Source organism: Acinetobacter sp. CWB-B33 (assembly GCF_039655955.1).
In the GTDB taxonomy this organism is placed as follows: domain Bacteria; phylum Pseudomonadota; class Gammaproteobacteria; order Pseudomonadales; family Moraxellaceae; genus Acinetobacter; species Acinetobacter bouvetii.
Genome location: NZ_JAGFEU010000001.1, coordinates 654,370 through 679,831 on the forward strand (window position 1 = coordinate 654,370; position 25,462 = coordinate 679,831).

Here is a 25,462-nt window from a genome sequence, read left to right on the forward strand (position 1 = left end):
CAATATAGTCCTGCCATATAAAAAATATGCAAGGGTTAAAAATAAATTTCTATAATGAGTACTATTAAATTAAGGTTAGGGCTGATTTTATTGCTGCCTCTACCTCTGGCTTTACAGCAAGTGCAGGCAGCTGCATTTCAAGACTATTTAAATTCAGCCAAGAAAGAAATTAGTCAAATATTTAACCCTCAGCAAAGCGTCAGCAACAAAATCAGTATTCAAGCATTAAGCAGCTTTCAGCTGCAACAGCCGCAGCAGCGGGAAGCGCTGCTTATGGTTACAGGCTCTAGAGCAATGACAGGCGCTCCAGCAGTCTCGGTTTTGAACGGTCAGTCATCCGGCACAATGGAAGTGTCGCTGATTGATGCAATACATCAGGCTTTACAGCAGCATCCGAATATCGCACAAAATATTGCCAGCATGGCTGGGCAAAATGCCAATATAGATACAGCAAAATCGCAGTATTATCCGCAAATTTCAGGCGGTATCAGCAGTGCCGATTTGACCACTGGAGAGCGGGGCAGACAGCTGTATACTTTGTCCGCAACACAGATGCTGTATGACTTCGGCAAAGTCAAAACATCTGTAAATACAGAAGAAGCTAAATTGTTGGAAAAGCAAGCATCATTGCTTGTCAGTGTGGATGATATTGCCTATCAGACGGTCAATGCCATTGTGAATATCAACCGTTATCAAGAAATTGTAAAAATTGCCGATCAGCAGATTAAAGGGGTTGCCCGCATTGCGGAAATTGCTAATTTGCGCGCCAATGCCGGCATCAGCAGCCAGGCCGATCCAGTACAGGCGCAATCCACTTTAGAAGCGGCGCAAAGCAATAAAATTGTGCAGGAAACAGCGCTGCGTCAGTATCAGCAGAAGCTGAGAACATTGTTAGGCTATGATGTTTCGGCGGTAAGATTTAATATTCCAGATTATATCGTGCGAAATGCAGGATTATATCAAGATCCTGAATTTACGCGGATTCCAGAGATGATGGCGGCGCAGGCCGAAGTTGAAATTGCCAAGTCGCAAAAAGAACAGGCAAAGCTGAATGCCTATCCCACCATTAATATTAAGGGCGGCCTCAGCCAAGCCTTAAATGGACGCAATCCAAATAACAACGAAGATGATGGCCTCTACAGTTCCATCATGCTCGAAGCCAGCAGTGATTTCTTTCAAGGCGGCGCAATCCGCTCAAGAGCGCGTGCGGCCAGTTATGCAGAAGAAGCGGCTAAGGCGCAGGTCAATGTTGTATATCGAGATGTCAATGATCAGGTGCGCTTAATCCGGGAGCAAGTTGCAAATAAGCAAAAGCAGATGGAGGTTCTGTCTTCACGCAGAGAAACGACGGCACGCACCAAAGAGCTGTATCAGGAACAATATAAATTAGGAACACGTACTGTTGTTGATTTATTAAATGCCGAGCAGTCCATTCATAGCGTGGCGCAAGAAATAGAAAATGCCAGATATGATATTTATTCAGGCCTGACCGAATATATTCGGGTTACAGGCCGTTCTCGAGAATTTTATCAGTTAAATAACTTATCTATTCAAGGGATTGAGATAGAGCCATGAGCAATTCTATACAATATCAGCCATGGCTAAATGCCGTACTCACCATTGCCAAGCATTATCGCATGGAACCCTCGGAAGAGCGGCTGCGGTTACAGCTGGATTGGAATCCAAATCAGACCGTTGATGAGGTGCTGGGCACGGTATGCCGCCAAATAGGCTTAAGCCTGAGAAAAAGCAGCTTCAGTGAAGATGTGCTGAATCCTTGGCGTTTGCCTGTCATTATTGAAATGCAAAATGGGCAAGTCGGCGTTTTGGATAAGGTGGATGCTGAAGGCAATGCCAGCATTCAATTCAGCGGCGATCAAGGCCTGGCGCAGGTTTTAACGATTGACCTGCTTAAGCAGAATACGGCCAATGTCTACATTTTGCGGCCAGAAAAATCCATTGCCGATGTCCGTGTCGATGAATATGTTAAGCCTTATGAAGCCAGCTGGTTTTGGTCAATTGTGCTGAAAGACTGGAAGCGCTATGTTGATATTATGTTTGCCTCGATGATGGCGAATATACTTGCGCTGGCCACCATTTTATTTTCGATGAATGTTTATGACCGCGTCATTCCTGCACAGTCTATTCCGACTTTATGGGTGCTGGCTGGCGGTGTGCTGATTGCAGCTGTTTTTGAATTTGGCCTGCGGGTTGCGCGGATTTATTTATCAGACATTATTGGCAAGCGCGCCGATTTAAAAATTTCTGACCGGGTATTTGGACATGCGCTTAGAATTAAAAATAAAGAGCGTTCAAAATCTACAGGTACCTTTATTTCACAAATCCGTGAATTGGAAGGCGTGCGGGAGTTAGTGACCTCAACGACAATTTCTGCAATTGCAGATTTGCCATTCTTTTTGCTGTTTCTGGCGATTTTCTGGCTGATTGGCGGCAATCTATTTTGGGTGATGGTGCTGGTAGTCCCTATGATGATTATTCCCGGCATTCTTATTCAAAAGCCCTTAGCAAAGCTGGCGTCTGAAGGCATGCGTGAAGGTGCAATCCGCAATGCCACACTGGTCGAAGCGGTGCAGGGCATCGAAGATATCAAGCTGCTGCGCGCTGAGTCACGCTTTCAAAATCAATGGAATCACATGAATGAAGTCTCTGCGGATATTTCAATGCGCCAGCGCAAACTGGTGGGCATGATGACCGCATGGACGCAGAAAATTCAGGGCTTAACTTTTGCCATTGTTGTGCTGGTTGGCTGCTTTGCAGTGATGAAGGGCGATATGACGACAGGCGCATTGGTCGCATGTTCAATTTTATCTTCACGGATGCTGGCGCCGATTGCGCAAATTGCGGGTGTATTGGGCCGGCTGCAGCAAGCCAAGGTGGCAAAATCCAGTCTGGATGAGCTGATGAAGAAACCGGTTGATCAGCCTGAGCAAGCGCATTTGATTCATCGTCCAGCCATTATGGGGCATTACGAGTTAAACAATGTCATTTTCCAATATGAACAGGATGATGAGCGCGCCTCTTTGGCGATTCCTAAACTGGAAATTAAGCCCGGCGAAAAAATTGCAATTTTGGGCCGCAATGGCGCGGGCAAGTCGACATTGCTGCAGCTGCTGTCCGGCATGCAGGAACCTGTGCAAGGCAAAATAAAACTGGAAGGCATTGATTTAGGATTAATTGACCCATCGGATGTACGCCGGGACATGGGGCTGCTGAATCAAAATGCGCATTTGTTTTTTGGTTCTGTGCGGGAAAATTTAAAATTGGGCGCACCTTTGGCGAATGACGATGAAATTCTGCATGTGTTGAAAATTACAGGCGCTTTAAATTTTGTCATGGATAAGAAAGAAGGCTTGGATTACCAAATCTTAGAAGGCGGCATCGGCTTCTCTGGCGGTCAGCGTCAAGCTTTGCTGCTGACCCGCTTGCTGCTGCGCCAGCCCAATATTCTTTTGCTGGATGAGCCGACAGCGGCCATTGATGATGTGTCAGAAAAAATGCTGATCGATCAGCTAAAAGCATGGCTTGGACAAAGAACCTTAGTGATTGCCACACACCGCCGGGCAGTGCTGGAACTGGTTGACCGCATTATTGTGGTCCACGAGGGCAGAATTGTGATGGATGGGCCAAAAGAACAAGTATTAAAACAGTCTACATTGAATCAGGGGCAGAAGAATGAGTCAGCACGGCAAGCCGGGTAAATTAAGGGAAACAGAGCCAAGTCTGCCCAAACCAAGCCTATTCATTTGGATCATCTGCCTTGGGCTGCTGGCTTTGCTGATATGGGCATGGTTGTTTAAGCTGGAAGAAGTATCCAATGGCACGGGCAAGGTGATTCCATCTTCCAAGGAGCAAGTGATTCAATCGCTGGAAGGCGGGATCTTGACGAAATTAAATGTGCATGAAGGGCAAATTGTCGAACAGGGGCAAGTGCTGGCTCAGCTCGATCCAACGCGTTTTGCATCGAATGTCGGCGAGTCCGCTTCATTGCTGCTGTCTTCTCAAGCAACTGCTGCGCGGCTGCGCGCAGAAGTGAATGGCGCATCATTGAAATTTCCTGCGGAAGTGCTGAAAGACCCAGCTTTGGTGAAAGAAGAAACTGCGCTGTATCACTCGCGCCGCGCCAATTTAGAGGAATCTTTGGCGGGGCTGAAGCAAGCGCTGGTTTTAGTTGATCAGGAATTGAGAATGACTGAACCCTTGGTCGCCAAGGGTGCAGCCAGTGAAGTCGAAGTGCTGCGCCTAAAGCGTCAAGCCAATGAACTGCGCAATCAGATGAATGATGCGCAAAACCAATATCTTGTAAAAGCGCGTGAAGAATTGGCAAAAGCCAATACCGATATTGAAACGCAATCACAGGTAGTGAAAGGCAAGTCAGATTCACTGAGCCGTACAGTCTTTAAATCACCGGTGCGGGGCATTATTAAAGAAATTGATGTCATGACTATTGGCGGCGTCATTGCGCAAAACGGCAAGCTGATGACCATTGTGCCTTTAGATGAACAGCTGCTGGTCGAAGCACGAATTTCGCCGCGTGATATTGCTTTTATTCATCCGGAGCAGGAAGCGCTGGTGAAGATTACAGCATATGATTACTCCATTTATGGCGGACTCAAAGGCAAAGTTACGGTGATTTCGCCGGATACGCTGCGTGATGAAGTAAAGCAGGATCAATTTTATTACCGTGTTTATATCCGCACTGATGCCGATAAATTGCAGAATAAAGACGGCCAGCAGTTTGCAATTACCCCCGGCATGGTGGCAACAGTAGATATTAAAACCGGTGAAAAAACTGTGCTGGATTATTTAATTAAACCATTCAATAAGGCGCAGGAAGCCTTAAGAGAAAGGTAGTCCATTATTAATTCAGTCAGATAGCCCCGTTGTAAAATCAAATTGTAAAAGATCTTTAGGCAGATATGCGTACCGCGTTAAAGTCATGCAAAATAGTCTGAATCTAATCTTGTTAGGAGATGTGAAATGACAAAAATAGCAAAGAACACAATCTGCCTTTGGTTCGATGACAATGCAGAGGAGGCTGCCAGATTTTATGCAGAGACCTTTCCCGATTCTTTTGTCAGTGCGGTTCACCGCGCGCCAGGAGGTTATCCTTCAGGAAAAGAAGGGGATGTACTGACCGTTGAATTTACTGTGCTTGGGGTGGCATGCCTTGGACTCAATGGAGGCCCAGCATTCAAGCATAACGAAGCCTTCTCATTTCAAGTTGCCACCGAAGATCAAAATGAAACAGACCGTTACTGGAATGCAATTGTCGGCCATGGCGGTCAGGAAAGTGACTGCGGCTGGTGCAAGGATAAGTGGGGCATTTCATGGCAAATTACGCCGATTGCTTTAACAAAGGCATTTACAAGTCCAGACCGCGCAGCTGCCAAACGGGCGTTTGACGCGATGATGACCATGAAGAAAATTGATGTCGCGGCAATTGAGGCGGCATTTCGAGGCTGAATACAGTCTCAAAACATGGTTAATATGAAGTCAAGCTGGAACATCAAGGCGCGTATTGCTCAACTGGAATCTGAAGCAGAAAAAAACAGCAGCTGTTTCGGTGGTTTAATCACAAAGGATGAACCTGAAAAAATGCCCTTTAACTTCTCCTTGATGGGTATTTTTTCAGGCAGTTTATTTATTGATTATTTGATTTTTCCTATAGTTTTGTTTGGATATGGAGCTCATTGCAGCAATGACTGATTATTCGCGAAAGATAGGGGAAACGGAGCATCAAGCCAGTTTATCGGTCAGCCTATAATGGCCTATCAATAGATCGGCCAATCCGCTGGATAAAGAATGCGATGGTTAAAGTTGATTTTTATTCTTAATAAATCAAATGGCATATCCTATAATTCTTAATCTAGAATTGAGTTGAGCTGCCGATGCTGTCATTGCGGATATCCAAGGCTGTAAGCAAGAGGCTTTCTGAGCCGAATATCTAGGCAAAATGCACTGTTATAGAGGACTGAATAAATGAAATATATGGAAATCAGAGATTTGATTGGGCAGGAGCTAAAAAATTATGCTCCCAATCAGCTGATTCCATCAGAGCGCTATCTGGCGCTGAAATACAATTGCTCCCGGGAAACAGTACGTAAAGCCTATGAGCAGCTGCGGGCAGAAGATAAAATATACAAAGTGCAAAATGTCGGCTGGTTTGCCAGCAATAAAAAAATTCAGTATTACCCGGCATCTATTGAAAACTTTAACCGTTATCTAAAATCACAGGGTTTTAGCGCCAAAACTGAACTGATTTCAGCACAGCGGGTTGATGTTTTTGCAGGCTCAGATTTATTTGATGCAGCCATCGGCGCACAGGGCTTTTATGAAATTATCCGCTTGCGTTACGCAGACAATGTGCCCGTCCTATTGGAATATAATTATTTGCCTGTTGCGTTATTTCCAGACTTCATCAATTACGAAATTATTCCATCTGTCGAGGAGGTGGTTAAAAATCAGTTTAATGTTAAATACAGCAGCAGCCGTTTAAAGATTAAAAATACCGCTGCTGAAGAATTTGATGGAAAACAGCTGGGCATTCCATCCAGCCAAACCGCAATCCGGATCGAGCGGATTTCGAAGTCAGATGATCAGGTGATTGAGTTTGATATTGAAATCTGGCCTGAAGATAAAATAGAAATGATTTTAGAAGTTAATGCTTAAGGTATTGTACTAATAAAAGTATTTTTAAATTAGAAATAAATGAATTATCGAATAAATAGTTTAAAAAAATAATTTAATCAGTAAATAATATTGGTATGTACCACTTATATCTACTAAATTTCGCACTGTTTAAAATGGTTGCGGAGTGATGTATGGCGCATCTTTGCGGTTGCAATAAAAAGAAGCAAGATTTTTTATGCTTTGCGCTTCGCAGCGAGTGCTTTTTTTTATTGCCTATTTGGAGCGTCCAGAGTCAGAAGACTCAGGGGTATTCTCATGGCTGAGTCTTCCGCAAACCTAGGCCATGGCATGGGGGAAAGTCCAGAAGCCAAAGACTGGCAGGACATTTCAGCAGATGATTTGCGCCTGCTGCAGCAGGTCTATCCGCAATTGCAGGGCAAGTTCACGGTGCTGTGGCGCAGTCCGCGGCCATTTTCATCTGCTGTATTGATTCAAACAGAACACAGCATCTATTTTATTAAGCGCAGTCACCGCTCATTCCGCAGCGCATCAGATTTGCAGCAAGAACACCAGCTGATTCAGCATTTGGCGGCTCAAGGCATTTCTGTTCCTGTACTGCTCTGCTCAAAAGATGGGGCGACGGCGGCAGAGCTGGGGGATTGGAGCTGTGAGGTGCATGAAAAGGCGCAAGGCTTTGACCTCTATGCAGATCACTTGTCTTGGAAGCCTTTTTTCTCTGCATCGCATGCAGCTAAAGCGGGAGAGATGCTGGCAAAGCTGCATCAGGCCGTTCAAAACTATCCAGTACGGCATGGCCGCAGCGCAAAATATTTGATTTCAAATCAAGACATATTAGAAAGTCACGATATTGAAGCAGCCATACAGCAGCGCATTAAAAGCAGTTCAGCGCTTAGCGCATATTTTGCAGATAAAGATCTGGATGCTGCTTGGCTGGATCAGCTGAAAGCGGTACACGGAAACATAAAAAATGCCATGCAGCAGGCATCAAAAATATGGACGCATAATGACCTGCATGCCTCAAATTTGCTGTGGACAGAAAGCGGTGACCAAGCCGAAATCAGCACGGTGATTGACTTTGGCTTAGCTGATTATAACTCCGCTGTTTATGATTTAGCGGTCACGATTGAGCGCAATTTTATTGACTGGCTGGCGCTAGAGCAGACTGCTGACCTTCATATTGATACTGCAGGGCTGAGTGCTTTTATTCGGGCTTATTTGGCAAATGCGGCTCCTTTAAAGGAACTCGAAATTTTGCCTGAGCTGATCAAAATTGTGCATACCGATTTTGCACTGTCAGAGCTGGAATATTTTGCCGGCATCACCCGTAATTTCAAGCATGCAGATGCCGCTTACTATGGCTGGCTACGGGCGCATACCGCTTGGTTTTTTCAGCCGCAAGGGCAGGAATTCTGCCAGCTGCTGGCAAAGCTGATTCAGCAGGCCAAAGCATGATTGATGATTTCATGCCCAATCAGATCAGCACAGCTTGCAAGAAATCTTTCAGCAGGCTGTCTTGTACTGCACTTCATTTATTTAAATTTATTCATTTCATCGCAGGAGCATTGGTGTATTCGCAAGATACAGAATGCACCGCGTTTTAGGGAAAGGCGGAAAAGTTAAGCATGAATCTTCAATTTAAGCAGAATCCATTGGTTATGGCGGTGAAAGCGGCTGTGTTGTCACAGTTCTGTATTGCGCCGGCAGTATTTGCAGAAGATGCGGTCAAGACATTGGAGACCATTGTGGTCGCAGCGCCGCAAGAGGCTTCGGTTAATAAAAAAACTGTGACATTGGAAGGCTTTGGCACCCAAGAGTTAAAAAAAGTGCCAGCATCCATTACTGTGCTTAATGCAGATCTGATTGAAGATCAGCATGCCCGCATTCTTGCCGATGTTGTGAAAAATGACGCCTCTGTTGGCGACAGCTATGCGCCGATCGGCTATTACTCCAATTTTGTATCGCGCGGCTTTGCGCTGGATTTAGGTTCCAGCTACTTACTGAATGGCAACGTGGTGCGCGGTGAGCAAAATCTGTCTTTAGAAAATAAAGAACGGGTAGAAATTTTAAAAGGCATTTCTGCGATTCAAAGCGGCATGTCTACGCCAGGCGGCGTAGTGAATTATGTGTCTAAGCGCCCAGCGGATGTGAAGTTGGTCAGTTTTAATGCAGATGAATATGGGCAGTTTTCTGTTGCAGCAGACTTGGGCGGTTTTGCAGGCAATGAACAGCAGTTCGGTTACCGCGTGAATTTGGTCGGCGAGCAGATCAACAGCTATGTCGATCATGTGGGCGGCAAGCGCTATATGGGTTCTGCGGCGCTGGACTGGAATATCACAGACAAGTCCGCATTGCAGTTTGATTTTGAATCGCAGCGCCAGCAGCAGCGTTCAGTGCCTGGTTATCAGCTTTTAGATGGCAAAGTGCCGCAAAATGTGCAAGCAGACCGCTTATTGGCATACCAGAGCTGGGGCAAGCCAGTTACGATGGACAGCATCAACAGCAGCTTAAAATACAGCTATGCCTTGAATGATCTCTGGACAGCAAATCTGGTGGGCGCTTACAGCCGGGTAAAAATTGATGATTACTCTACATTTGCATGGGGCTGTTACAGCAGTGTCTGTCAGTATAGCGGCCTAGGCAATGGTTTTGATGCCAATGGCAATTATGATATTTATGACTATCAAAACCCAGATGATACCTATGTGACACGCCAGCTGAAAGCGCAGCTGCAAGGGCAATGGTCCTTAGCCAATACCTTGCATCATTTAAATTTTGAACTGGCGCAAACGGATAAATCACGCAAGCGCTCTGACCGTGTCAATGAATATATTGGCTATGGCAATATTTATGAAGATACGGTTGATCTTAATCCAACCTCAGAACAGGTGGGTGCGCGTACTAAGGCGCTGGACAGTTCTCAGCTTGCGCTAACAGTTTCTGACCGTATTGAATTGGGCTCACAATGGTCAGCGTTATTAGGCGCTAAATGGATAGATTTAGATGAGCAGGCGTATAGCCGAAAAGGCGTACAAACCCGCGATACCAATTTAGATAAATTTTTACCGCAATTGGCGATCAGTTACAGCCCAACAGCTGATGCAACACTGTATGCCTCTTATGCTAAAGGACTGTCGGATGGCCGATCAGCCGCATGGTATGCAGAAAATGGCGATGATATTTTGGCGCCTATTCAGTCTGAACAGTATGAGTTGGGTTATAAACAGCAAATCAATCAGTTTTTGTTAACCGCGGCGCTGTTTGATCTGCGTCAGGACAATCAATATACAGCGCTGAACCCAGCAGATAATAAGTACTATTTTATTCAAGAAGGCGAACAGCATAGCCGCGGTGTAGAATTTGGCGTGTCGGGCAATTTAAGCCCACGCTTAAGCATGAACAGCACAATGGCATTTACCCGCACCCGTTTGGAAGATGTATCCAATGCTGCTTACTCAGGCCATCAAATGCAAAATGCGCCGAAGTTCCGCGCTGCCAGCTTTATTGCTTATGATCTGCCGCAAGTTGAGGGGCTCAAACTGATGGCGGGCGGACGCTACAGCTCAAGCAAATTTGCCAACCGTGAAGCCACAGCAAAAGTCGGCGGTTACAGTGTTTTTGATGCAGGCGCTGCCTATGCCTTTAAATGGAATAAAGCTGATGCTGAACTGCGCTTAAATGTAGATAACCTGCTGAATAAAAAATACTGGCGTGATGTAGGTGAATCGGATGGCGACGGCTACATGTTCTTAGGCGCGCCGCGTACTGCCAATGTTGCCCTGAAATTAAATTTCTAAGCAGGTCTTGGCTATGTCGCATTTAGAAATCGCCGCCTTTATTTTGAATGTCTTGGGGGTCTGGCTGACCTCCAAGCAGTACCGCTTGTGCTGGCTCATCAATATTATTGCGGTGATTCTCTACATGATTTTGTTTTACCAAGTGCATTTATTTGCCGATGCCGCCCTGCAAGGGGTGTTTGTCATTATGCAAATCTATGGCTGGTACAGCTGGTCGAAAGCTTCTGCAGATCGGCCTTTGCTTGCTGGCTATATGCATAAGCCAATGATGGCGAAAAGCATCGCTGTTGGCGCTGCAGGCAGCTTGTTTTTAGGTCTGCTGTTTTCTGTCTATACCAAAGCGTCTTTGCCTTGGCTGGATTCAATGCTGGCATCATTCAGTCTAGTGGCCAGCTATTGGGCGGCCAGAAAATATATTGAAAGCTGGGCCATGTGGTGCATTTTAGATGCCATTTATGTGCTGATGTATTTGTATAAATCACTGAATCTGACTGCGTTCTTATATTTCCTTTTTATTCTGCTGGCATTGAATGGCTGGCGCATGTGGAAGCAGCAATGGAAAGCAGAGCAGCAAAATACAGTGACATTGTAATGACATCTTTAAAACGATTCAGTGATTGAATGAGATGCGGCCAGCCATTGTAAAAGCAATTTCGTGTGCTGCCAAAAAATGAGTTTAAATATGAACATGAAAAAAAACAGCCTGAATTCAGTGTTAGCGATGCTCGCTGTTTTAGGCGCTGCAAACCTTCAGGCAAAAGAATATCCGAATTGTGCAGCGGTACAGCAATACGGCATGAGCCTGAAATTTCAAAACCGTTCTGCAGAAGTACAGGCCTTGCAGCTGCAGGCTTTTAATGTAGCAACACATCGTTTAAAAGAAATTTTGCAGGAACATCCGAATGCTAAAAACTTGGCGATTGTGACCGATTTAGATGAAACTATTTTGGATAATACGGATGTGTTTGTGCAGGATTTAAAACGCTGTGAAGACTATACCAACTGGAAGTCCTGGGATGAGTGGGAAAAATCAGGGCAGCCGCAGATCATTGAAGGCAGCCTGGATTTTTTAAACTATGCCGACCAGCATGGGGTAAAAATTTTCTATGTCTCTGACCGCTCCGAAAAATTCAGAGCATCGACAATGCACGCCATGAAACAGCTGAATCTGCCGCAAGTGCACAGCCAGCAGATTTTGCTATATGGCACGTCTAAAGAGCAGCGCCGTCAAACGGTCAGTGCGGACTACGATGTTGTGATGCTGCTGGGTGATACGCTGCATGACTTTTCTGCTGCCTTCAGCAATCAGCAGTCACCTCAAGAGCGCGCAGAAGCCGTTAAAAGCAATAAAGAACAATTTGGTGACCGTTTTATTGTGCTGCCGAATGTTAGTTATGGCGCATGGTCTAAAACCCAGTAATATTGAAAGAATAAAAAAGAGCGGGTGACCGCTCTTTTTTATTTTGAGAGATTCTTTGAGATAAAATCATCAGCTTTCATGCATGCCTTTGGTCAGCAGCAGGCTGATTAAGCACAGGCTGGCGCTGATGCCAATCACCGCATTCATGGATGCAGCGCCATAGCTGGAAAATAATAGGCTGACCAAATAACTCATAATTGCGCCCATGCCAAACTGCATCGAGACAGAAAGCCCAGACGCTGTACCTGCCTGCTGCGGCAGAATTCTGAGTAAATTTGCCATCGAGTTTGCGCCGATAGATCCGGTTACACCGACAAAACACGCCAACCCGATGATCAGCCAAACAGGTGAGGTTAAATCTAAACTGCCAATGGCGGCTAAATACAGGCCGGAAATGCAGGATATGCAGGCCATAATCTTCAGCAGTTTTAGAGAAGAAATATATTTTAAAGCGCGGGTGTTGATGCTGGTAAAGACTAAAACTGAAAACAAATTAAAGGCAAACAGATAGCCATATTGGGTTGGGCTAAAGCCATAATGCTGAATAAAGACAAAAGATGAAGCGGTAATGTAGGCAAACATGCCGCCAAAAGAAAAACTGTTGCTGAGCATTAAACCCCAAGCATAGCGTTGGCTCAATACGGTTTTGTAGTTGCTGAGGATACCTGTGGGGACATGCGTGCTGGGCGGCGCATGAATGGCAATTTTGCTCCAAATCAGGCACAGCAGCGCATAGATGAATAAGAAGATAAATATGCTGTTCCAGCTGAAATGCTCCGCGATCATCGCGCCTAATACTGGGGCAGCCAGCGTTGCCATAATGGTGATGATATGCATCAGCGACAGAATTTTAGGAATTTCATCATTGCTGAATAAGTCGCGAACCAAGGCGCGGGAAAGCACGGAAGCGCTGGCGCCGCCAATCGCCTGCAGCAGGCGGTAGAATTGCAGATGTTCAATTTGGCTGGAAAACACACAGCCCAGAGTCGCTAAAATATAAATCACCATGCCAATCAGCAGCAGCTTTTTGCGTCCAAACCGGTCAGAGAGCGGCCCGTAGACCAGCATGCCGGCGCTGAAGCCGATTAAAAATAAAGTAATGGTTTTTTGTACTTCACTGACTGGTGTATTTAAATCCTGCGCGATTAAAGGCAGGCTGGGCAAATACATATCTATGGACAAAGGCCCAAAAGCCACCAAAGCGCTGAGTAAAACAATGATGGATTTAGGAACTGCATTCTCTATTTTAGACATTACATTCTTACCGTATTCATATGCGTACTGCGGTAGTCCGATGGACGGACGCCTGCATGACGGGTGAAAAAGCGGCTGAAATAAGCGGGGTCTTTAAAGCCAAGCTGGTAGCACACGGTGTTGATGGTTGAATCCGAAAAAATCAGCAAGCGTTTGGCTTCCTGCATTTGACGGTCAAATATCAGTTTTTTTGAAGAGATATCCGCTACGCGCCGGCAAATGTCATTTAAACGGGTTTCGGTCACATTCAGCGCTTGGGCATATTCTTGCAGCGGCCAATGTTCTAAAAAGTGATTTTCGATCAATTCATTAAATGAACGGAAAGTGGCTAAGTCGCCGCTGCAGCTGTTAATGCGCGGCGCCGTAACATCACCAAGGCGGATCATTTGAATAAAAATTAAGGTCACCAGATTTCTTAAAGACGTTTGCCGATGCGGCTTGTTGGACTGGAACTCTCGCTGCAAATCATCAAAGTAATGTTCCAGCTGCATCAGGTCTTCGGTATTTTTATTTTTTAAGCCGTCGAGTGAAATACACAGCGGCACAATGTTCTGTACTTTTAAATCGACTTGCAATAAAGGCCAGACCAAATTCTGCTGCACGGTCAGTACGTGGCCTTCACACATCGGATCGGTAATAAAAGAATGCGCAACGGATGGCGGAGTCAGAAAGCACACGGGCGCTTTGCAGACGTATTTCACATCATCTAAAAAGATGCGGATTGAGCCTTTAGTAAAAAAGTGAATTTGAAAAAAACCGTCATGGCGGTGCGCGGGCATGTTCACGCCAAAGAAATCTGCCAGTTTGCCTTGCGCATCATAATGAATTTCCGAATCCATATAGCGCTGGTCATAGACTTCGCCTAATTTGATGTTTGGAATCTGCATGGGATTCATACCTTCTAGTCCATGAAAAGTATAATTTTTTAACTTTACCTGCAAAAAGTGCTTGAAAAAAGTTAATATGTTAATTATAAAGTTAATATATTAACTAATTTGCAAAATGTCTAGTCAATAATTGACCAGATTATAGATAGAGAGTCTCAAATGAGTGAGTTAAATAAGATCAGCATGGATGGAAATATTTTTGGTATCGCATTGAATTACAAATGCTTATACGAAAAATTTCAAGCTCAGTTTAATGAAAAGCCATATGTGAATGAGCCAAAGAAGCCAGTTTTGTTTATTAAAACACCAAATACCCGCAATGCATCTGGAAATATTGTCATTAAGAAAAAAGGCGAGATTTTGCAAGCAGGCCCTGCGCTTGGCATCGTGATCGGCAAAAGTACCAGCCGCGTTTCGGAAAATGATGCTTTATCGCATGTGGCGGGTTTTGTTGCAGTGAATGAATTGAGCTTACCAGAAGATAGTTACTATCGTCCTGCGATTAGGGCGAAATGCCAAGACGGTTTTTGTGTATTGGGTACGCCAGTCGCAAAAGATGCTGTGACGGATTTAAATAACTTGACGCTGCGTGTCTATGTCAATGGTGAGTTAAAGCAAGAAGGCACAACGGCAAATTGGATTCGCACGCCTGCGCAAATTATTGCAGAAATTTCAGAATACATGCCTTTAAATGAAGGCGACATCATCCTGACAGGGACGCCATTTGGCCGAGTGGATTTAAATGCAGGCGATGAAGTCCGTGTTGAACTTGATCAGCTGGGCTCAGTGACAAATACAATTCAGGAAGAAGGAAACTAATTAATGAAAACTGCACGCATCCGCCACAATGGTGAAATTTTCAATGTTGAAGTGAATGATCAGCTTCAGGTGACGCTTCCGAATGGCCAAGTACTCAATGAGCAAGATGTAGAATGGCTGCCGCCAGCGCAGGGCACCATGTTTGCTTTGGGCTTGAACTATGCAGACCACGCGCGCGAGCTGGCATTTGAACCGCCAAAAGAACCGTTGATTTTTATTAAAGCGCCAAATACATATACAGGCCATAACGAAAATACTTGGCGTCCCGACAATGTTGAATACATGCATTATGAGTGTGAGCTTGTAGCAGTAATTGGCAAAACGGCGAAAAATGTAAAACGTGAAGATGCTCTGGATTATCTAGCGGGTTACACACTATGTAACGACTACGCAATCCGTGACTTCTTAGAAAACTACTACCGTCCGAATTTACGTGTGAAAAACCGTCATTCTACGACACCAGTTGGCCCTTACATTATTGATAAATCATTGGTGCCTGCACCAAACAACCTTGTACTTAAAACTTGGGTCAATGGTGAGCTTCGTCAAGAAGGTACGACTTCAGACATGATTTTTGATGTGCCGTTCTTAATTGAATACATCTCTTCATTTATGACTTTACAGCTGGGCGACATGATTGCAACAGGTACACCAGAAGGCTTATCTGACGTTGTGCCAGGTGATGAAGTGATTGTGGAAATTGAAGGCGTAGGCAAATTACGGAACTTCATCATCTCAGAATCAGAATTTTTTAAAACAGCATAAAGTTGAAGGATTAACAGCATGATTAAACATTGGATTGACGGCAAAGAAGTCGAAAGCAAAGAAACATTTACAAACTACAACCCTGCAACCAACCAAGCGATTGGTGAAGTAGCAAGCGGCGGTCAGGAAGAAATTGATTTAGCCGTTGCTGTAGCGAAACGCGCAGCGCCGGGCTGGGCAAAAACACCTGCAAAAGAACGTGCGCGTTTAATGCGTAATTTGGGTGACTTAATTGACCAAAACGTAGCGAAAATTGCTGAACTGGAAACTTTAGATACAGGTTTGCCGATTCACCAAACCAAAAATGTTCTGATTCCACGCGCTTCGCATAACTTTAACTTCTTTGCAGAAGTCTGCACGCGAATGAACGGTCATACCTATCCAGTTGATGACCAAATGCTGAACTATACACTGCACCAGCCTGTAGGTGTATGTGGTTTGGTTTCTCCTTGGAACGTACCGTTCATGACGGCAACGTGGAAAACTGCACCATGTTTGGCGCTGGGTAACACGGCTGTACTTAAAATGTCTGAGCTTTCACCGCTTACAGCGAATGAACTTGGCCGTTTAGCGCTGGAAGCGGGTATTCCTGAAGGTGTATTTAACGTGGTTCAAGGTTATGGCGCAAATGCAGGCGATGCACTTGTAAAACACCCTGATGTACGCGCAATTTCATTCACAGGCGGTACAGCAACTGGCCGTAAAATCATGGCTGGCGCTGGTCTGAAAAAGTACTCTATGGAACTTGGCGGTAAGTCTCCAGTCGTGATTTTTGAAGATGCTGACCTTGACCGTGCGTTGGATGCTGCATTATTCACAATCTTCTCTTTAAATGGCGAACGTTGTACTGCAGGCAGCCGTATCTTCATTCAAGAGTCTGTGTATGATGAGTTCGTAAAAGAATTTGCGCGCCGTGCGAAAAACATCTTGGTTGGCGATCCGCAAGATCCGAAAACGCAAGTTGGCTCAATGATCACTAAAGCGCATTACGACAAAGTTACTGGCTATATCAAAATTGGTATCGAAGAAGGCGCGAACTTAGTTGCAGGCGGTTTAGAGCGTCCAGCGGGTTTAGCAGATCATTTGAAAAATGGCCACTTCGTTCAGCCAACAGTATTCGCTGATGTTGATAACCGTATGCGTATTGCCCAAGAAGAAATCTTTGGCCCAGTAGTATGTTTGATCAAGTTCAAAGATGAAGCTGAAGCGCTTCGTTTGGCAAATGACACTGAATATGGTCTAGCATCTTACATCTGGACGCAGGACATTGGTAAGGCGCACCGTCTTGCTGCTGGCATTGAAGCAGGCATGGTGTTCATTAACAGCCAAAACGTACGTGACTTACGTCAGCCATTTGGCGGCATTAAAGGTTCTGGTACAGGCCGTGAAGGCGGTGAGTACAGCTTAGAAGTGTTCACTGAGCTGAAAAACGTATGTATCTCAATGGGTTCACACCATATTCCAAAGTGGGGCGTGTAAACGCTCCCTTCGGGAAATGAATAAAGAATTTTAAAATTTCAGGAAGAAAGAATATGGGTAAGCTCGCTTTAGCCGCAAAAATTACGCATGTGCCATCGATGTATTTGTCTGAACTGCCGGGCCCGCAAAATGGCTGCCGTCAGGCTGCAATTGATGGTCATATTGAAATTGGCCGCCGCTGCCGTGAATTGGGCGTAGATACCATTGTAGTTTTTGACAGCCATTGGCTAGTCAACAGCGCATTTCATATTAACTGCGGCGCACATTTTGAAGGTGTGTATACCAGTAATGAACTGCCGCACTTCATCAAAAATATGGAATTCGATTACGACGGCAACCCAGAATTCGGTCAATTGATGCAAGAAGAAATTGCAAAAACCGGTATTCGTGTTCAAGCGCATAACATCGAAAGCTTACATCTTGAATATGGCACATTGGTTCCAATGCGTTATATGAACCAAGACAAAAAATTTAAAGTGGTTTCTGTATCTGCGTTCCTAACATCGCATGATTTGCAGGACAGCCGTAAATTTGGTGAAGGCTTATTAAACGCAATTGAAAAATACGACGGTACGATTGCTGTGTTTGCCAGCGGTTCATTGTCACATCGCTTTATTTGGGATCGTGAAGCGCATCGCGGTATGGATTCTTATACCCGTGAGTGGGACCGTCAAGTCGATAAGCACGTGGTTGGCATGTGGGAACGTGCTGAGTGGAAAGAATTTACAGACATGCTGCCTGAATATGCAGAGTACTGCTATGGCGAAGGCGGTATGCACGACACTGCAATGCTATTGGGCCTATTGGGCTGGGATAGCTACAGTAAGCCTGTTGAAATTGTAACGCCAGCTTTTCCAAGCTCTGGCACAGGCCAAATCAACGCGATTTTCCCTGTGGAATAATTAGGAGCTCAGATCATGCCTCATTTCATTGCTGAATATAGCGCGAACATTCAAGAAGACATCGACTTTCAAGATTTCTTTACGAAGGTCAATACCTTCTTGGGTTCAACAGGTGTATTTCCTTTAGGCGGTATCCGCAGCCGCGCAATCCGCATGGATGATTATGTAATTGCAGATGCTAAGCACGATTACGCCTTTATTCATATGACCTTAAAAGTTGGGGCGGGGCGTGATCTGGAAACGCGGCAGCGTGTTGCAGAAGAGCTATTTGCACTCATCGATGCACATTTTAAGCCGCTAAAAGACAAGCGCCTGCTGGCGATCTCTTTTGAAATGACAGAACTTGATCCGGTATTGAACTACAAATCTAACAATATCCATCAATTCTTAAATGCACAGAAATAAAAGGATTTATACACATGCTAGATCAAGAAAAAATTAAAGCGCTTGCGCTCGAGTTAGACCAAGGCGAGAAAACCCGTACCCAAATGCGTCAGTTTTCTTTGCAATATCCAGAAATTACGATTGAAGATGCCTATGCCATTCAAAAAGCATGGGTAGCACATAAAATTGCTGAAGGCCGTAAGCTGATTGGTCATAAAATTGGCCTGACTTCACGTGCAATGCAAGTATCGTCGAACATTACAGAGCCAGATTATGGCGCATTGCTGGATGATATGGTTTTTGAAGAAGGTTCAGATATTCCATTTGAGCGTTTCATTGTGCCGCGTGTAGAAGTTGAACTTGCGTTTATTTTAGGCAAAGACCTAACAGGGCCAAACTGCACAATTTTCGATGTACTCGATGCGACGGATTATGTTATCCCAGCCATTGAAATTATCGACGCACGGTTACATAACACAGACCCTGAAACGGGCATTACACGTAAAGTATTTGACACCATTTCTGATAATGCTGCCAATGCAGGTATCGTTTTAGGTGGCCGTCCTATCAAGCCGCATGAGTTGGACTTGCGCCGTATCTCTGCAATTTTGTACCGCAATGGTGTGATTGAGGAATCGGGTGTTTCAGCAGCTGTGCTGAATAATCCAGTGAAAGGCGTGGCTTGGTTAGCCAATAAACTGCACCCGCATGGCGTGACTTTAAAAGCAGGCCAAGTGATTTTGGGCGGATCTTTCACGCGTCCAGTGGCGGCACGTTCTGGTGATACTTTCCATGTTGATTATGATCAGCTGGGTTCAATCGCGTTCCGTTTTGTTTAAGGAGAAAGGGCAATGTTAGATACAACTAACTACTTTAAGCAAAAACTGAAAACCCAGCAGCAGATTGGCATGTGGCTGGGCATGGCGGATGGCTATGCAGCGGAAATTGCAGCCAATGCCAATTTTGACTGGCTGCTGATTGACGGTGAGCACGCGCCAAACGATTTGCGCACAATTTTGCATCAATTGCAGTCAATCGCGGCTTATAAAAGCCAAGCAGTTGTCCGTCCTGTCACGGGTGATGTAGGATTGATTAAGCAGCTGCTGGATATTGGTGCGCAAACGTTGCTGATTCCAATGGTGGAGTCAGCTGAGCAGGCTGAGTTAATGGTCAGTGCGACCCGTTATCCGCCAGAAGGCATTCGCGGTGTAGGTTCTGCTTTGGCGCGCGCTTCACGCTGGAACAATTTAACAACCTATTTGAACGATGCCGATGAGCAAATTTGTGTCATTGTGCAGATCGAGTCGAAAAAAGGCTTGGAAAATCTAGACGCAATTTTACAAGTAGATGGTGTCGATGGCGTATTTATCGGTCCTGCAGATTTGTCAGCAGCGCTAGGCCACCGCGGCAATCCAGGTCATCCGGACGTGCAGGAAATTATTATTTCCAGCATTAATAAAATCCGTGCCGCAGGTAAAGCCGCGGGCATTTTATCTGCCGATGAAAAACTGGCAAAACACTACTTATCTATGGGCACTGAATTTGTTGCAGTGGGCGTAGACACCAGCTTGTTGATGAAGTCCATGAATCAGCTGCTGGCAAAATTTAAAGAAGGCGCGGCGCCTGTAGAAAATGCAGCACCGAGCGTCTATTAAGGAGAATATAGATGCAGCTTAAAAATACTGAACTGCTTAAACAACACGTTTACATCAATGGTGCATGGGTTGATGCAGCAGATGGCAAAAGTTTCGCTGTGACGAACCCTGCAACGGGTGACGAAATCGCCCGTGTTCCAAGTGCAACTGCAGCACAAGTTGAAGAAGCGGTTGAAGCTGCTGAAACAGCATTGGCAACATGGAAACTCACCACGGCCAAAGAACGTTCTACATTATTGCGTAAATGGTTCAACCTGATTGTCGAAAATCAAGAAGATCTAGCCGTCATTTTAAGTACAGAGCAAGGTAAGCCGATCACCGAAAGCCGCGGTGAAATTCTGTATGGCGCAAGCTTTATTGAATGGTTTGCCGAAGAAGCAAAACGCACCTATGGCGATGTGATTCCGCATGACAAGCAAGGCCGACGTTTGGTGGTGATTAAACAGCCTGTGGGCGTTGTGGCTGCCATTACACCGTGGAATTTCCCCAACGCCATGATTACCCGTAAGGTGGGTCCAGCATTGGCAGCCGGCTGTACGGTTATTATTAAACCGGCGTCTGAAACACCTTTATCGGCTTTGGCATTGGCGGCTTTGGCAGAACAAGCAGGCATTCCTAAAGGTGTGGTCAATGTCGTGACAGGCGGTTCTCGTGAAATTGGCGGCGTATTAACCACGCATCCGACGGTGAAGAAAGTCTCTTTCACTGGTTCTACGGGTGTAGGCAAACTGCTCATGGAACAGTGCTCAAGCACTATGAAGAAAGTCAGCATGGAATTGGGTGGCAACGCGCCATTTATCGTATTTGAAGATGCTGACTTAGACAAAGCGGTGCAGGGCGCGATTACCTCTAAATTCCGCAACAGCGGTCAAACCTGTGTATGCACCAACCGTGTATTGGTGCATGAAAGCATTCATGACGCCTTCCTTGAAAAGCTGGTTGCAGAAGTGAACAAGCTGAAAGTTGCGCCCGCATTTGAATTAGGTGCAGAGCAAGGCCCGCTGATTAATGAAAAATCGGTAGATAAAATTGAAGAGCATATTGCAGATGCTGTAGGCAAAGGCGCGACCATTGTAGCGGGCGGCAAGCGTCATGCCTTGGGGCATACCTTCTTTGAACCAACCGTATTGTCAGGTGTAACTCAAGACATGCTGGTGGCTAAAGATGAAACCTTTGCGCCGCTTGCACCAGTCTTTAAGTTCAGTACAGACGCAGAGGCGATTCAGATGGCCAATGACACAGAATTTGGTTTGGCATCATACATCTATACCGAAAGCCTGAGCCGTGCTTGGAAAGTGGGTGAAGCGCTGGAATACGGCATGGTCGGCATTAATGAAGGCTTGATTTCAACAGAAGTCGCGCCATTTGGCGGGATTAAAGAATCTGGTTCTGGCCGTGAAGGTTCGAAATACGGTATTGAAGACTATATGGAAATTAAATACATGTGCATGGGCATCTAAGCCGAAGCAACATCAATATTTATGTTCAAAAAAATAAGGATCTTCGGGTCCTTATTTTTTGCCAAATTTTCGATTTTTTTTAGTTATTTTTTTCATCAATGCGCTTTAAGGATAGAACTGCATGATTAAACGCATGGGCCTATTTTAGCGCCGCGAAGATCTAACGCAAACGCAATTCAGCGCGTATTGGGGCAAAAAGTACAGTCCATTGGTGATGTGGATGCCGAAGTTTCTGCATTATACGCAAAATCACCGTCTGGATTTACTGCCGAATTTTAGCGCCAGCCACCCTGCGTTTGAATTGGACGGCATTGCCGAAATGTACTGGCACAATGAACCGGATATGCGAGAAGATTTCAATCGCCAGCATTCTATTGCGTTATTGCGGCAGGACGAATGCGAGTTTATGTCGCATATTTCTGTCTGCATTGTGGAGGAAACACCGTTGCAAGGGCAGAGGTCTGCCGTCAAACTTATGTTTTGCTTAAGCAGCGCAGCGGCGGACATTACAGAGCAGTCCTTAAAGCAAGCCTTGCCGAATTTATGCGGTGTTCAGCGCAGTGATGTCACACAAATGATCAACCGCCCGCAGCTGCCGGCCTTGCCGCATGTGCCGCAGCAGTTTTTCAGCATTTGGTTTGAGCAATATGCATGTGTATTGGCAGATTTCCAAGCAGATCGCTGGCAGCAGTTTTATCAGACGCATTTTCAACAGATACAGCGGGTTGCGCTGATGCTGGTGCATCCGTTGAAAGTGCGCTAATTTACTATAAGTTTCACTTGATATATGTGTTATTTTAAATACAAAATTATCCTTTAATCTATCAGCAACTTGATGATTTAAAATGAGATAAATACAGATCATGGAAAGTGCAATTTAAACTGAATTTAGTACCTTTATTGCGCATCGAAGATCATTTAAAAAATAGACATGGATAAGATTATCCAAGGAAAAAGCAGGGATTTGATTATGGAAAATCGCATTACAGATTTTGATGCAGCGCAAACGGTCCGCATGCATGAAGCGTTAACTCCAGAGCTGCTGCGGCACTATTATCCTGAGGCGCCATTTCCAGCTATTCATCCGCTGGCCAGCCTATATGCAGCGGTTAAACGCTGGGTCAGCTCACAGCTTAAAATGCGCTAGGCAGCTGTTTCTTTTAAAGGAAAGCGATTTCCTTATCCCGCATAGAATCCGAATTAAAACAGTGATGAGCCGGCAGATTCATTTTTGCTGGATGGATTTTCTCATCCTGATCTTTATCAGCCTTTCGAGAGGGACATCTCATGTCTACAGCACATGCTGTTCAAGATAGCGGCAAAATGTCTGCGAATGACCGTAAAGTTGCCTTTGCAACAATTATTGGTACGACCATTGAATGGTATGACTTTTTTATTTATGCGGCGGCCGCAGGCCTCGTATTTACTCAATTATTTTTTGCGCCAGCAGGCCATACGCTGGGCACACTGCTGGCTTTTGCCACGGTTGGATTGAGCTTTTTGTTCCGGCCGCTGGGTGCATTTTTGGCGGGACATTTTGGCGATAAAATCGGCCGCCGCGCAATTTTGGTGGTCACGCTTATCTGCATGGGATTGTCTACAGCGCTGATTGGCTTATTGCCAACCTATGACAGCATTGGATTGTGGGCACCCATCTTGCTTTTGCTGCTGCGGATTATTCAAGGTCTGTCTGCAGGCGGTGAATGGGGCGGTGCCGTATTAATGGCGGTTGAGCATGCGCCAGTACATAAGCGCGGACGTTTTGGCTCATTCCCGCAAATAGGTGTTCCATTGGGCCTGCTTTTAGCATCAGGCATGTTTGCATTGATGAGCGGCGTGATTGCTCCTGGTGATGCCTTTTTAGAATGGGGCTGGCGAGTACCCTTCCTGTTCAGCATTGTGCTGCTGTTTGTGGGGCATTGGATGCGCAAGGCAGTTGAAGAAAGTCCAGTTTTTGAAGAAATTAAAGAGCGCGGCTCAGCGTCTAAAACCCCAGTTATGGATTTATTCAAAAACCACTTTTGGCTGGTGATTACAGCAGCGCTGGTGTTTGCTGGCAATAGCGCGATTGGCTATATGACTACAGGCGGCTTTATTCAAAACTATACGACCAATCCAGATGGGCCTTTGACATTGCCAAGAACGCCAATTTTAATCAGCGTCACGGTTTCCGCTGCAGTATGGCTGCTGTTTACATGGATTTCAGGTGGTTTATCGGACAAAATTGGCCGCCGAAACACTTATATTATTGGTTTTATTGTGCAGCTGTTCGGTGTGCTGGCGCTATTTCCTTTAGTCAATATAGGCACTATTTGGTCGGTTTCTTTTGGGCTGTGCTTTTTGTCTATTGGTATTGGTATGACTTATGGCGCTCAGGCTGCGTTTTATTCAGAATTGTTTCCTGCATCCATCCGCTTTTCTGGAGTATCGATATCTTATGCCATCGGCGCGATTTTAGGCGGCGCATTTTCTCCGCTCATTGCATCTTGGCTGATCAGCATGACTGGCAGTACGGCCGCTGTTGCCTTTTATTTAGCCGCAATGACCTTGATTGGATTAGGAGCTACCCTAATTTTGCGCGACCGTTCCGGTATTCCTTTGGGGCCTGAATATGAAGATTTACAAAACGAATCGGCATTCAGCATAGGCAAAAACAAGAGCGCACATGTTTATAGCAAGTAAATCGGCATTATTCCAATGTGATATGCACATATAAAAAAGCTGGGCCAGTCCCAGCTTTTTTATACCTCAGTCTATGAAGGTGAATGATTAAGCGTTTTGGGTCTTGCGCTGCTGAATCGGCTGCAGATGAGTCAGCACCCAAATGACAGCAAAGATGATCAGCAGTGAAAATACCGCCAGCGAAACCATAATGCCGAAATGGTCAATCAGCATGCTGGACAGCAGCACTGGCCAAATTGTGCCTTGGTAGCCCAATAGCAGAAAGGTCGAGAATATCGCCGGTTTTTCTTTTTGAGAAATTAATCCAACCAAATAGTAGGATGGGCTTAAAGACAGGCCATGGCCAATGCCGACTGATAAGATGCTGCTGATCAGCCAAAAATTCAGATGCGTATACTGCGCCATCATTAAGGAAATGCAGCCGAATGCTGTTAATACCAAGCCAATCATCATACTGGTAGATTCTTTCAAGCCTTTGAACATGAATTGGGTCAAAGTGGAAATGAATAGAATGATGGATATTGAAATACCGGTTAAAGTCGCAGATTGCGGCAGAGGAAGTTCTTTCATAAATGTGCCTGCAAGCGCAGCATAGAGGCTAAACATGCCAAAACAGCAGATTGCCGTCATTGCGCAGGGAAAGAAAATTTTTTGATGCAGCGGCATGGCTGGAATATTCCAAATCGATGCCTGACTTTCAGCTGCAGGCGGCTGGTGGCGGTATTTTATGAGCGGGCAGGTGCAAAGTACTGCGATGGAGGCGGCGGCAATAATCCAATAGGGGGTGCTAAGCGGAGAATGGGTATGGTCTGCGAGCAGTCCGCCAATGAGTGGGCCGAGGCCAAAGCCAAAGACAGTCAGCATGGAGGCGATTTTTCCAGCATTTTCTTTGTGTTTAAAAGGATATTTTTGTGCTAGGCCAATAATGGTGGCTGTAGACAGCAGGCCAGATGAAATGCCAATGAGAAAACGGGCAGCGCATAAATGCACAATGCTGTCCGCTAAAGCTGAATACGCCAATGCAGCGATGCTGAGGGCAAGGCCAGCCATCACGGTTTTTTTATAGCCGTATTTTGCGCTGAGGCTGTTTAAAAATAATAAGCTGAAGACGACACCAAACATATAGGCAATAAAGGCATAGCCAATTTCTGTGGTGCTGATATGCCATGTTTCTGCATAAATTGAATACAGCGGGCTGGCAAGCGCCGTGCTTAAAGCTCCCAAACAAAGGCATAAACACAGTATGATGTATTCCAAATATGTGGCGGAAGGCTGCATGAGAGATATTT

At 45.3% G+C, this 25,462-nt stretch carries 23 protein-coding genes and 1 pseudogene; 21 read left to right on the forward strand and 3 right to left on the reverse strand.

Annotated features, from left to right (window positions below; translation table 11 throughout):
• The first annotated feature begins 54 nt into the window (after positions 1-54).
• From JZ784_RS03080 to JZ784_RS03125, 10 genes are all read left to right on the forward strand, one after another.
• Positions 55-1,575 (forward strand): TolC family protein, encoded by a 1,521-nt coding sequence (locus tag JZ784_RS03080; protein ID WP_346313756.1) that lies wholly within the window; start codon positions 55-57, stop codon positions 1,573-1,575.
• The gene (locus JZ784_RS03085) at positions 1,572-3,719 is read left to right on the forward strand and encodes a type I secretion system permease/ATPase (protein ID WP_346313757.1); all 2,148 of its coding nucleotides are present in this window, start codon (positions 1,572-1,574) and stop codon (positions 3,717-3,719) included. The genes JZ784_RS03080 and JZ784_RS03085 overlap by 4 nt, the downstream gene beginning before the upstream one ends.
• Positions 3,694-4,872 (forward strand): HlyD family type I secretion periplasmic adaptor subunit, encoded by a 1,179-nt coding sequence (locus JZ784_RS03090; protein ID WP_346313758.1) that lies wholly within the window; start codon positions 3,694-3,696, stop codon positions 4,870-4,872. Before JZ784_RS03085 ends, JZ784_RS03090 begins: the two co-directional genes overlap by 26 nt.
• A gap of 126 nt (positions 4,873-4,998) precedes the next feature.
• Positions 4,999-5,484, forward strand: coding sequence for a VOC family protein (locus JZ784_RS03095; protein WP_346313759.1), 486 nt, complete (start codon positions 4,999-5,001; stop codon positions 5,482-5,484).
• Positions 5,485-5,508: 24 nt separating this feature from the next.
• Positions 5,509-5,727, forward strand: coding sequence for a hypothetical protein (locus tag JZ784_RS03100; protein WP_346313760.1), 219 nt, complete (start codon positions 5,509-5,511; stop codon positions 5,725-5,727).
• Between the two features lie 273 nt (positions 5,728-6,000).
• A complete protein-coding gene (locus tag JZ784_RS03105) occupies positions 6,001-6,690 on the forward strand; it encodes a GntR family transcriptional regulator (RefSeq protein ID WP_346313761.1) in 690 nt (229 codons plus the stop codon).
• A 276-nt stretch (positions 6,691-6,966) separates the two neighbouring features.
• Entirely contained in the window at positions 6,967-8,124 is a 1,158-nt protein-coding gene (locus JZ784_RS03110) for a phosphotransferase (RefSeq protein ID WP_346313762.1), read from the forward strand.
• A gap of 170 nt (positions 8,125-8,294) precedes the next feature.
• On the forward strand, positions 8,295-10,466 hold the full coding sequence (locus JZ784_RS03115; RefSeq protein WP_346313763.1) for a TonB-dependent siderophore receptor: 2,172 nt from the start codon (positions 8,295-8,297) through the stop codon (positions 10,464-10,466).
• 13 nt (positions 10,467-10,479) lie between these two features.
• Positions 10,480-11,058 carry a nicotinamide riboside transporter PnuC gene (gene pnuC, locus JZ784_RS03120; protein WP_346313764.1) on the forward strand — a complete coding sequence of 193 codons (579 nt, stop codon included), beginning with the start codon at positions 10,480-10,482 and terminating at the stop codon, positions 11,056-11,058.
• Positions 11,059-11,148: 90 nt separating this feature from the next.
• Positions 11,149-11,886, forward strand: a complete 738-nt coding sequence (locus JZ784_RS03125) for a 5'-nucleotidase, lipoprotein e(P4) family (RefSeq protein WP_346313765.1) — start codon at positions 11,149-11,151, stop codon at positions 11,884-11,886.
• Positions 11,887-11,955: 69 nt separating this feature from the next.
• On the opposite strand, the gene JZ784_RS03130 is transcribed toward JZ784_RS03125, so the two are convergent.
• Positions 11,956-13,140: a multidrug effflux MFS transporter gene (locus JZ784_RS03130; RefSeq protein WP_346313766.1), complete on the reverse strand. Its 1,185-nt coding sequence runs from the start codon at positions 13,138-13,140 to the stop codon at positions 11,956-11,958.
• On the reverse strand, positions 13,140-14,036 hold the full coding sequence (gene hpaA / locus JZ784_RS03135) for a 4-hydroxyphenylacetate catabolism regulatory protein HpaA (protein ID WP_346313767.1): 897 nt from the start codon (positions 14,034-14,036) through the stop codon (positions 13,140-13,142). Before hpaA ends, JZ784_RS03130 begins: the two co-directional genes overlap by 1 nt.
• 150 nt (positions 14,037-14,186) lie before the next feature.
• Between hpaA and JZ784_RS03140 the strand changes: the two genes are divergently transcribed.
• From JZ784_RS03140 to JZ784_RS03190, 11 genes and pseudogenes are all read left to right on the forward strand, one after another.
• Positions 14,187-14,846 (forward strand): fumarylacetoacetate hydrolase family protein, encoded by a 660-nt coding sequence (locus tag JZ784_RS03140; protein WP_346313768.1) that lies wholly within the window; start codon positions 14,187-14,189, stop codon positions 14,844-14,846.
• Between the two features lie 3 nt (positions 14,847-14,849).
• Positions 14,850-15,611: a fumarylacetoacetate hydrolase family protein gene (locus JZ784_RS03145; protein WP_346313769.1), complete on the forward strand. Its 762-nt coding sequence runs from the start codon at positions 14,850-14,852 to the stop codon at positions 15,609-15,611.
• 18 nt (positions 15,612-15,629) lie between these two features.
• Entirely contained in the window at positions 15,630-17,090 is a 1,461-nt protein-coding gene (gene hpaE, locus JZ784_RS03150; RefSeq protein ID WP_346313770.1) for a 5-carboxymethyl-2-hydroxymuconate semialdehyde dehydrogenase, read from the forward strand.
• Positions 17,091-17,143: 53 nt separating this feature from the next.
• Positions 17,144-17,992 (forward strand): 3,4-dihydroxyphenylacetate 2,3-dioxygenase, encoded by an 849-nt coding sequence (hpaD, locus tag JZ784_RS03155; RefSeq protein WP_346313771.1) that lies wholly within the window; start codon positions 17,144-17,146, stop codon positions 17,990-17,992.
• A 15-nt stretch (positions 17,993-18,007) separates the two neighbouring features.
• Positions 18,008-18,397, forward strand: a complete 390-nt coding sequence (locus JZ784_RS03160; protein WP_346313772.1) for a 5-carboxymethyl-2-hydroxymuconate Delta-isomerase — start codon at positions 18,008-18,010, stop codon at positions 18,395-18,397.
• Between the two features lie 14 nt (positions 18,398-18,411).
• Complete coding sequence (hpaH, locus tag JZ784_RS03165) at positions 18,412-19,215, forward strand: 2-oxo-hept-4-ene-1,7-dioate hydratase (protein ID WP_346313773.1); 804 nt, start codon at positions 18,412-18,414, stop codon at positions 19,213-19,215.
• Positions 19,216-19,227: 12 nt separating this feature from the next.
• The gene (gene hpaI, locus JZ784_RS03170) at positions 19,228-20,031 is read left to right on the forward strand and encodes a 4-hydroxy-2-oxoheptanedioate aldolase (RefSeq protein WP_346313774.1); all 804 of its coding nucleotides are present in this window, start codon (positions 19,228-19,230) and stop codon (positions 20,029-20,031) included.
• A gap of 11 nt (positions 20,032-20,042) precedes the next feature.
• Positions 20,043-21,491, forward strand: coding sequence for an NAD-dependent succinate-semialdehyde dehydrogenase (locus JZ784_RS03175; protein WP_346313775.1), 1,449 nt, complete (start codon positions 20,043-20,045; stop codon positions 21,489-21,491).
• Between the two features lie 163 nt (positions 21,492-21,654).
• Positions 21,655-22,254, forward strand: a pseudogene (locus JZ784_RS03180) (EthD domain-containing protein); the annotation flags it as partial.
• A 207-nt stretch (positions 22,255-22,461) separates the two neighbouring features.
• A complete protein-coding gene (locus tag JZ784_RS03185; protein ID WP_346313776.1) occupies positions 22,462-22,638 on the forward strand; it encodes a hypothetical protein in 177 nt (58 codons plus the stop codon).
• Between the two features lie 140 nt (positions 22,639-22,778).
• Positions 22,779-24,173 carry an MFS transporter gene (locus JZ784_RS03190; RefSeq protein WP_346313777.1) on the forward strand — a complete coding sequence of 465 codons (1,395 nt, stop codon included), beginning with the start codon at positions 22,779-22,781 and terminating at the stop codon, positions 24,171-24,173.
• Between the two features lie 87 nt (positions 24,174-24,260).
• Here JZ784_RS03190 and JZ784_RS03195 read toward each other — a convergent pair whose 3' ends face one another.
• On the reverse strand, positions 24,261-25,451 hold the full coding sequence (locus JZ784_RS03195; protein WP_346313778.1) for an MFS transporter: 1,191 nt from the start codon (positions 25,449-25,451) through the stop codon (positions 24,261-24,263).
• Between the last annotated feature and the right edge of the window lie 11 nt (positions 25,452-25,462).

Coding starts and splice junctions, on each gene's coding strand:
- JZ784_RS03110 (WP_346313762.1), top strand. CDS start 6,967: ATGGCTGAGTCTTCCGCAAACCTAGGCCATGGCATGGGGGAAAGTCCA.
- hpaA (WP_346313767.1), bottom strand. CDS start 14,036: ATGAATCCCATGCAGATTCCAAACATCAAATTAGGCGAAGTCTATGAC.
- hpaD (WP_346313771.1), top strand. CDS start 17,144: ATGGGTAAGCTCGCTTTAGCCGCAAAAATTACGCATGTGCCATCGATG.
- pnuC (WP_346313764.1), top strand. CDS start 10,480: ATGTCGCATTTAGAAATCGCCGCCTTTATTTTGAATGTCTTGGGGGTC.
- hpaE (WP_346313770.1), top strand. CDS start 15,630: ATGATTAAACATTGGATTGACGGCAAAGAAGTCGAAAGCAAAGAAACA.
- hpaI (WP_346313774.1), top strand. CDS start 19,228: ATGTTAGATACAACTAACTACTTTAAGCAAAAACTGAAAACCCAGCAG.
- JZ784_RS03185 (WP_346313776.1), top strand. CDS start 22,462: ATGGAAAATCGCATTACAGATTTTGATGCAGCGCAAACGGTCCGCATG.
- JZ784_RS03160 (WP_346313772.1), top strand. CDS start 18,008: ATGCCTCATTTCATTGCTGAATATAGCGCGAACATTCAAGAAGACATC.
- hpaH (WP_346313773.1), top strand. CDS start 18,412: ATGCTAGATCAAGAAAAAATTAAAGCGCTTGCGCTCGAGTTAGACCAA.
- JZ784_RS03195 (WP_346313778.1), bottom strand. CDS start 25,451: ATGCAGCCTTCCGCCACATATTTGGAATACATCATACTGTGTTTATGC.
- JZ784_RS03130 (WP_346313766.1), bottom strand. CDS start 13,140: ATGTCTAAAATAGAGAATGCAGTTCCTAAATCCATCATTGTTTTACTC.
- JZ784_RS03085 (WP_346313757.1), top strand. CDS start 1,572: ATGAGCAATTCTATACAATATCAGCCATGGCTAAATGCCGTACTCACC.
- JZ784_RS03175 (WP_346313775.1), top strand. CDS start 20,043: ATGCAGCTTAAAAATACTGAACTGCTTAAACAACACGTTTACATCAAT.
- JZ784_RS03140 (WP_346313768.1), top strand. CDS start 14,187: ATGAGTGAGTTAAATAAGATCAGCATGGATGGAAATATTTTTGGTATC.
- JZ784_RS03095 (WP_346313759.1), top strand. CDS start 4,999: ATGACAAAAATAGCAAAGAACACAATCTGCCTTTGGTTCGATGACAAT.
- JZ784_RS03090 (WP_346313758.1), top strand. CDS start 3,694: ATGAGTCAGCACGGCAAGCCGGGTAAATTAAGGGAAACAGAGCCAAGT.
- JZ784_RS03080 (WP_346313756.1), top strand. CDS start 55: ATGAGTACTATTAAATTAAGGTTAGGGCTGATTTTATTGCTGCCTCTA.
- JZ784_RS03100 (WP_346313760.1), top strand. CDS start 5,509: ATGAAGTCAAGCTGGAACATCAAGGCGCGTATTGCTCAACTGGAATCT.
- JZ784_RS03190 (WP_346313777.1), top strand. CDS start 22,779: ATGTCTACAGCACATGCTGTTCAAGATAGCGGCAAAATGTCTGCGAAT.
- JZ784_RS03145 (WP_346313769.1), top strand. CDS start 14,850: ATGAAAACTGCACGCATCCGCCACAATGGTGAAATTTTCAATGTTGAA.
- JZ784_RS03105 (WP_346313761.1), top strand. CDS start 6,001: ATGAAATATATGGAAATCAGAGATTTGATTGGGCAGGAGCTAAAAAAT.
- JZ784_RS03125 (WP_346313765.1), top strand. CDS start 11,149: ATGAACATGAAAAAAAACAGCCTGAATTCAGTGTTAGCGATGCTCGCT.
- JZ784_RS03115 (WP_346313763.1), top strand. CDS start 8,295: ATGAATCTTCAATTTAAGCAGAATCCATTGGTTATGGCGGTGAAAGCG.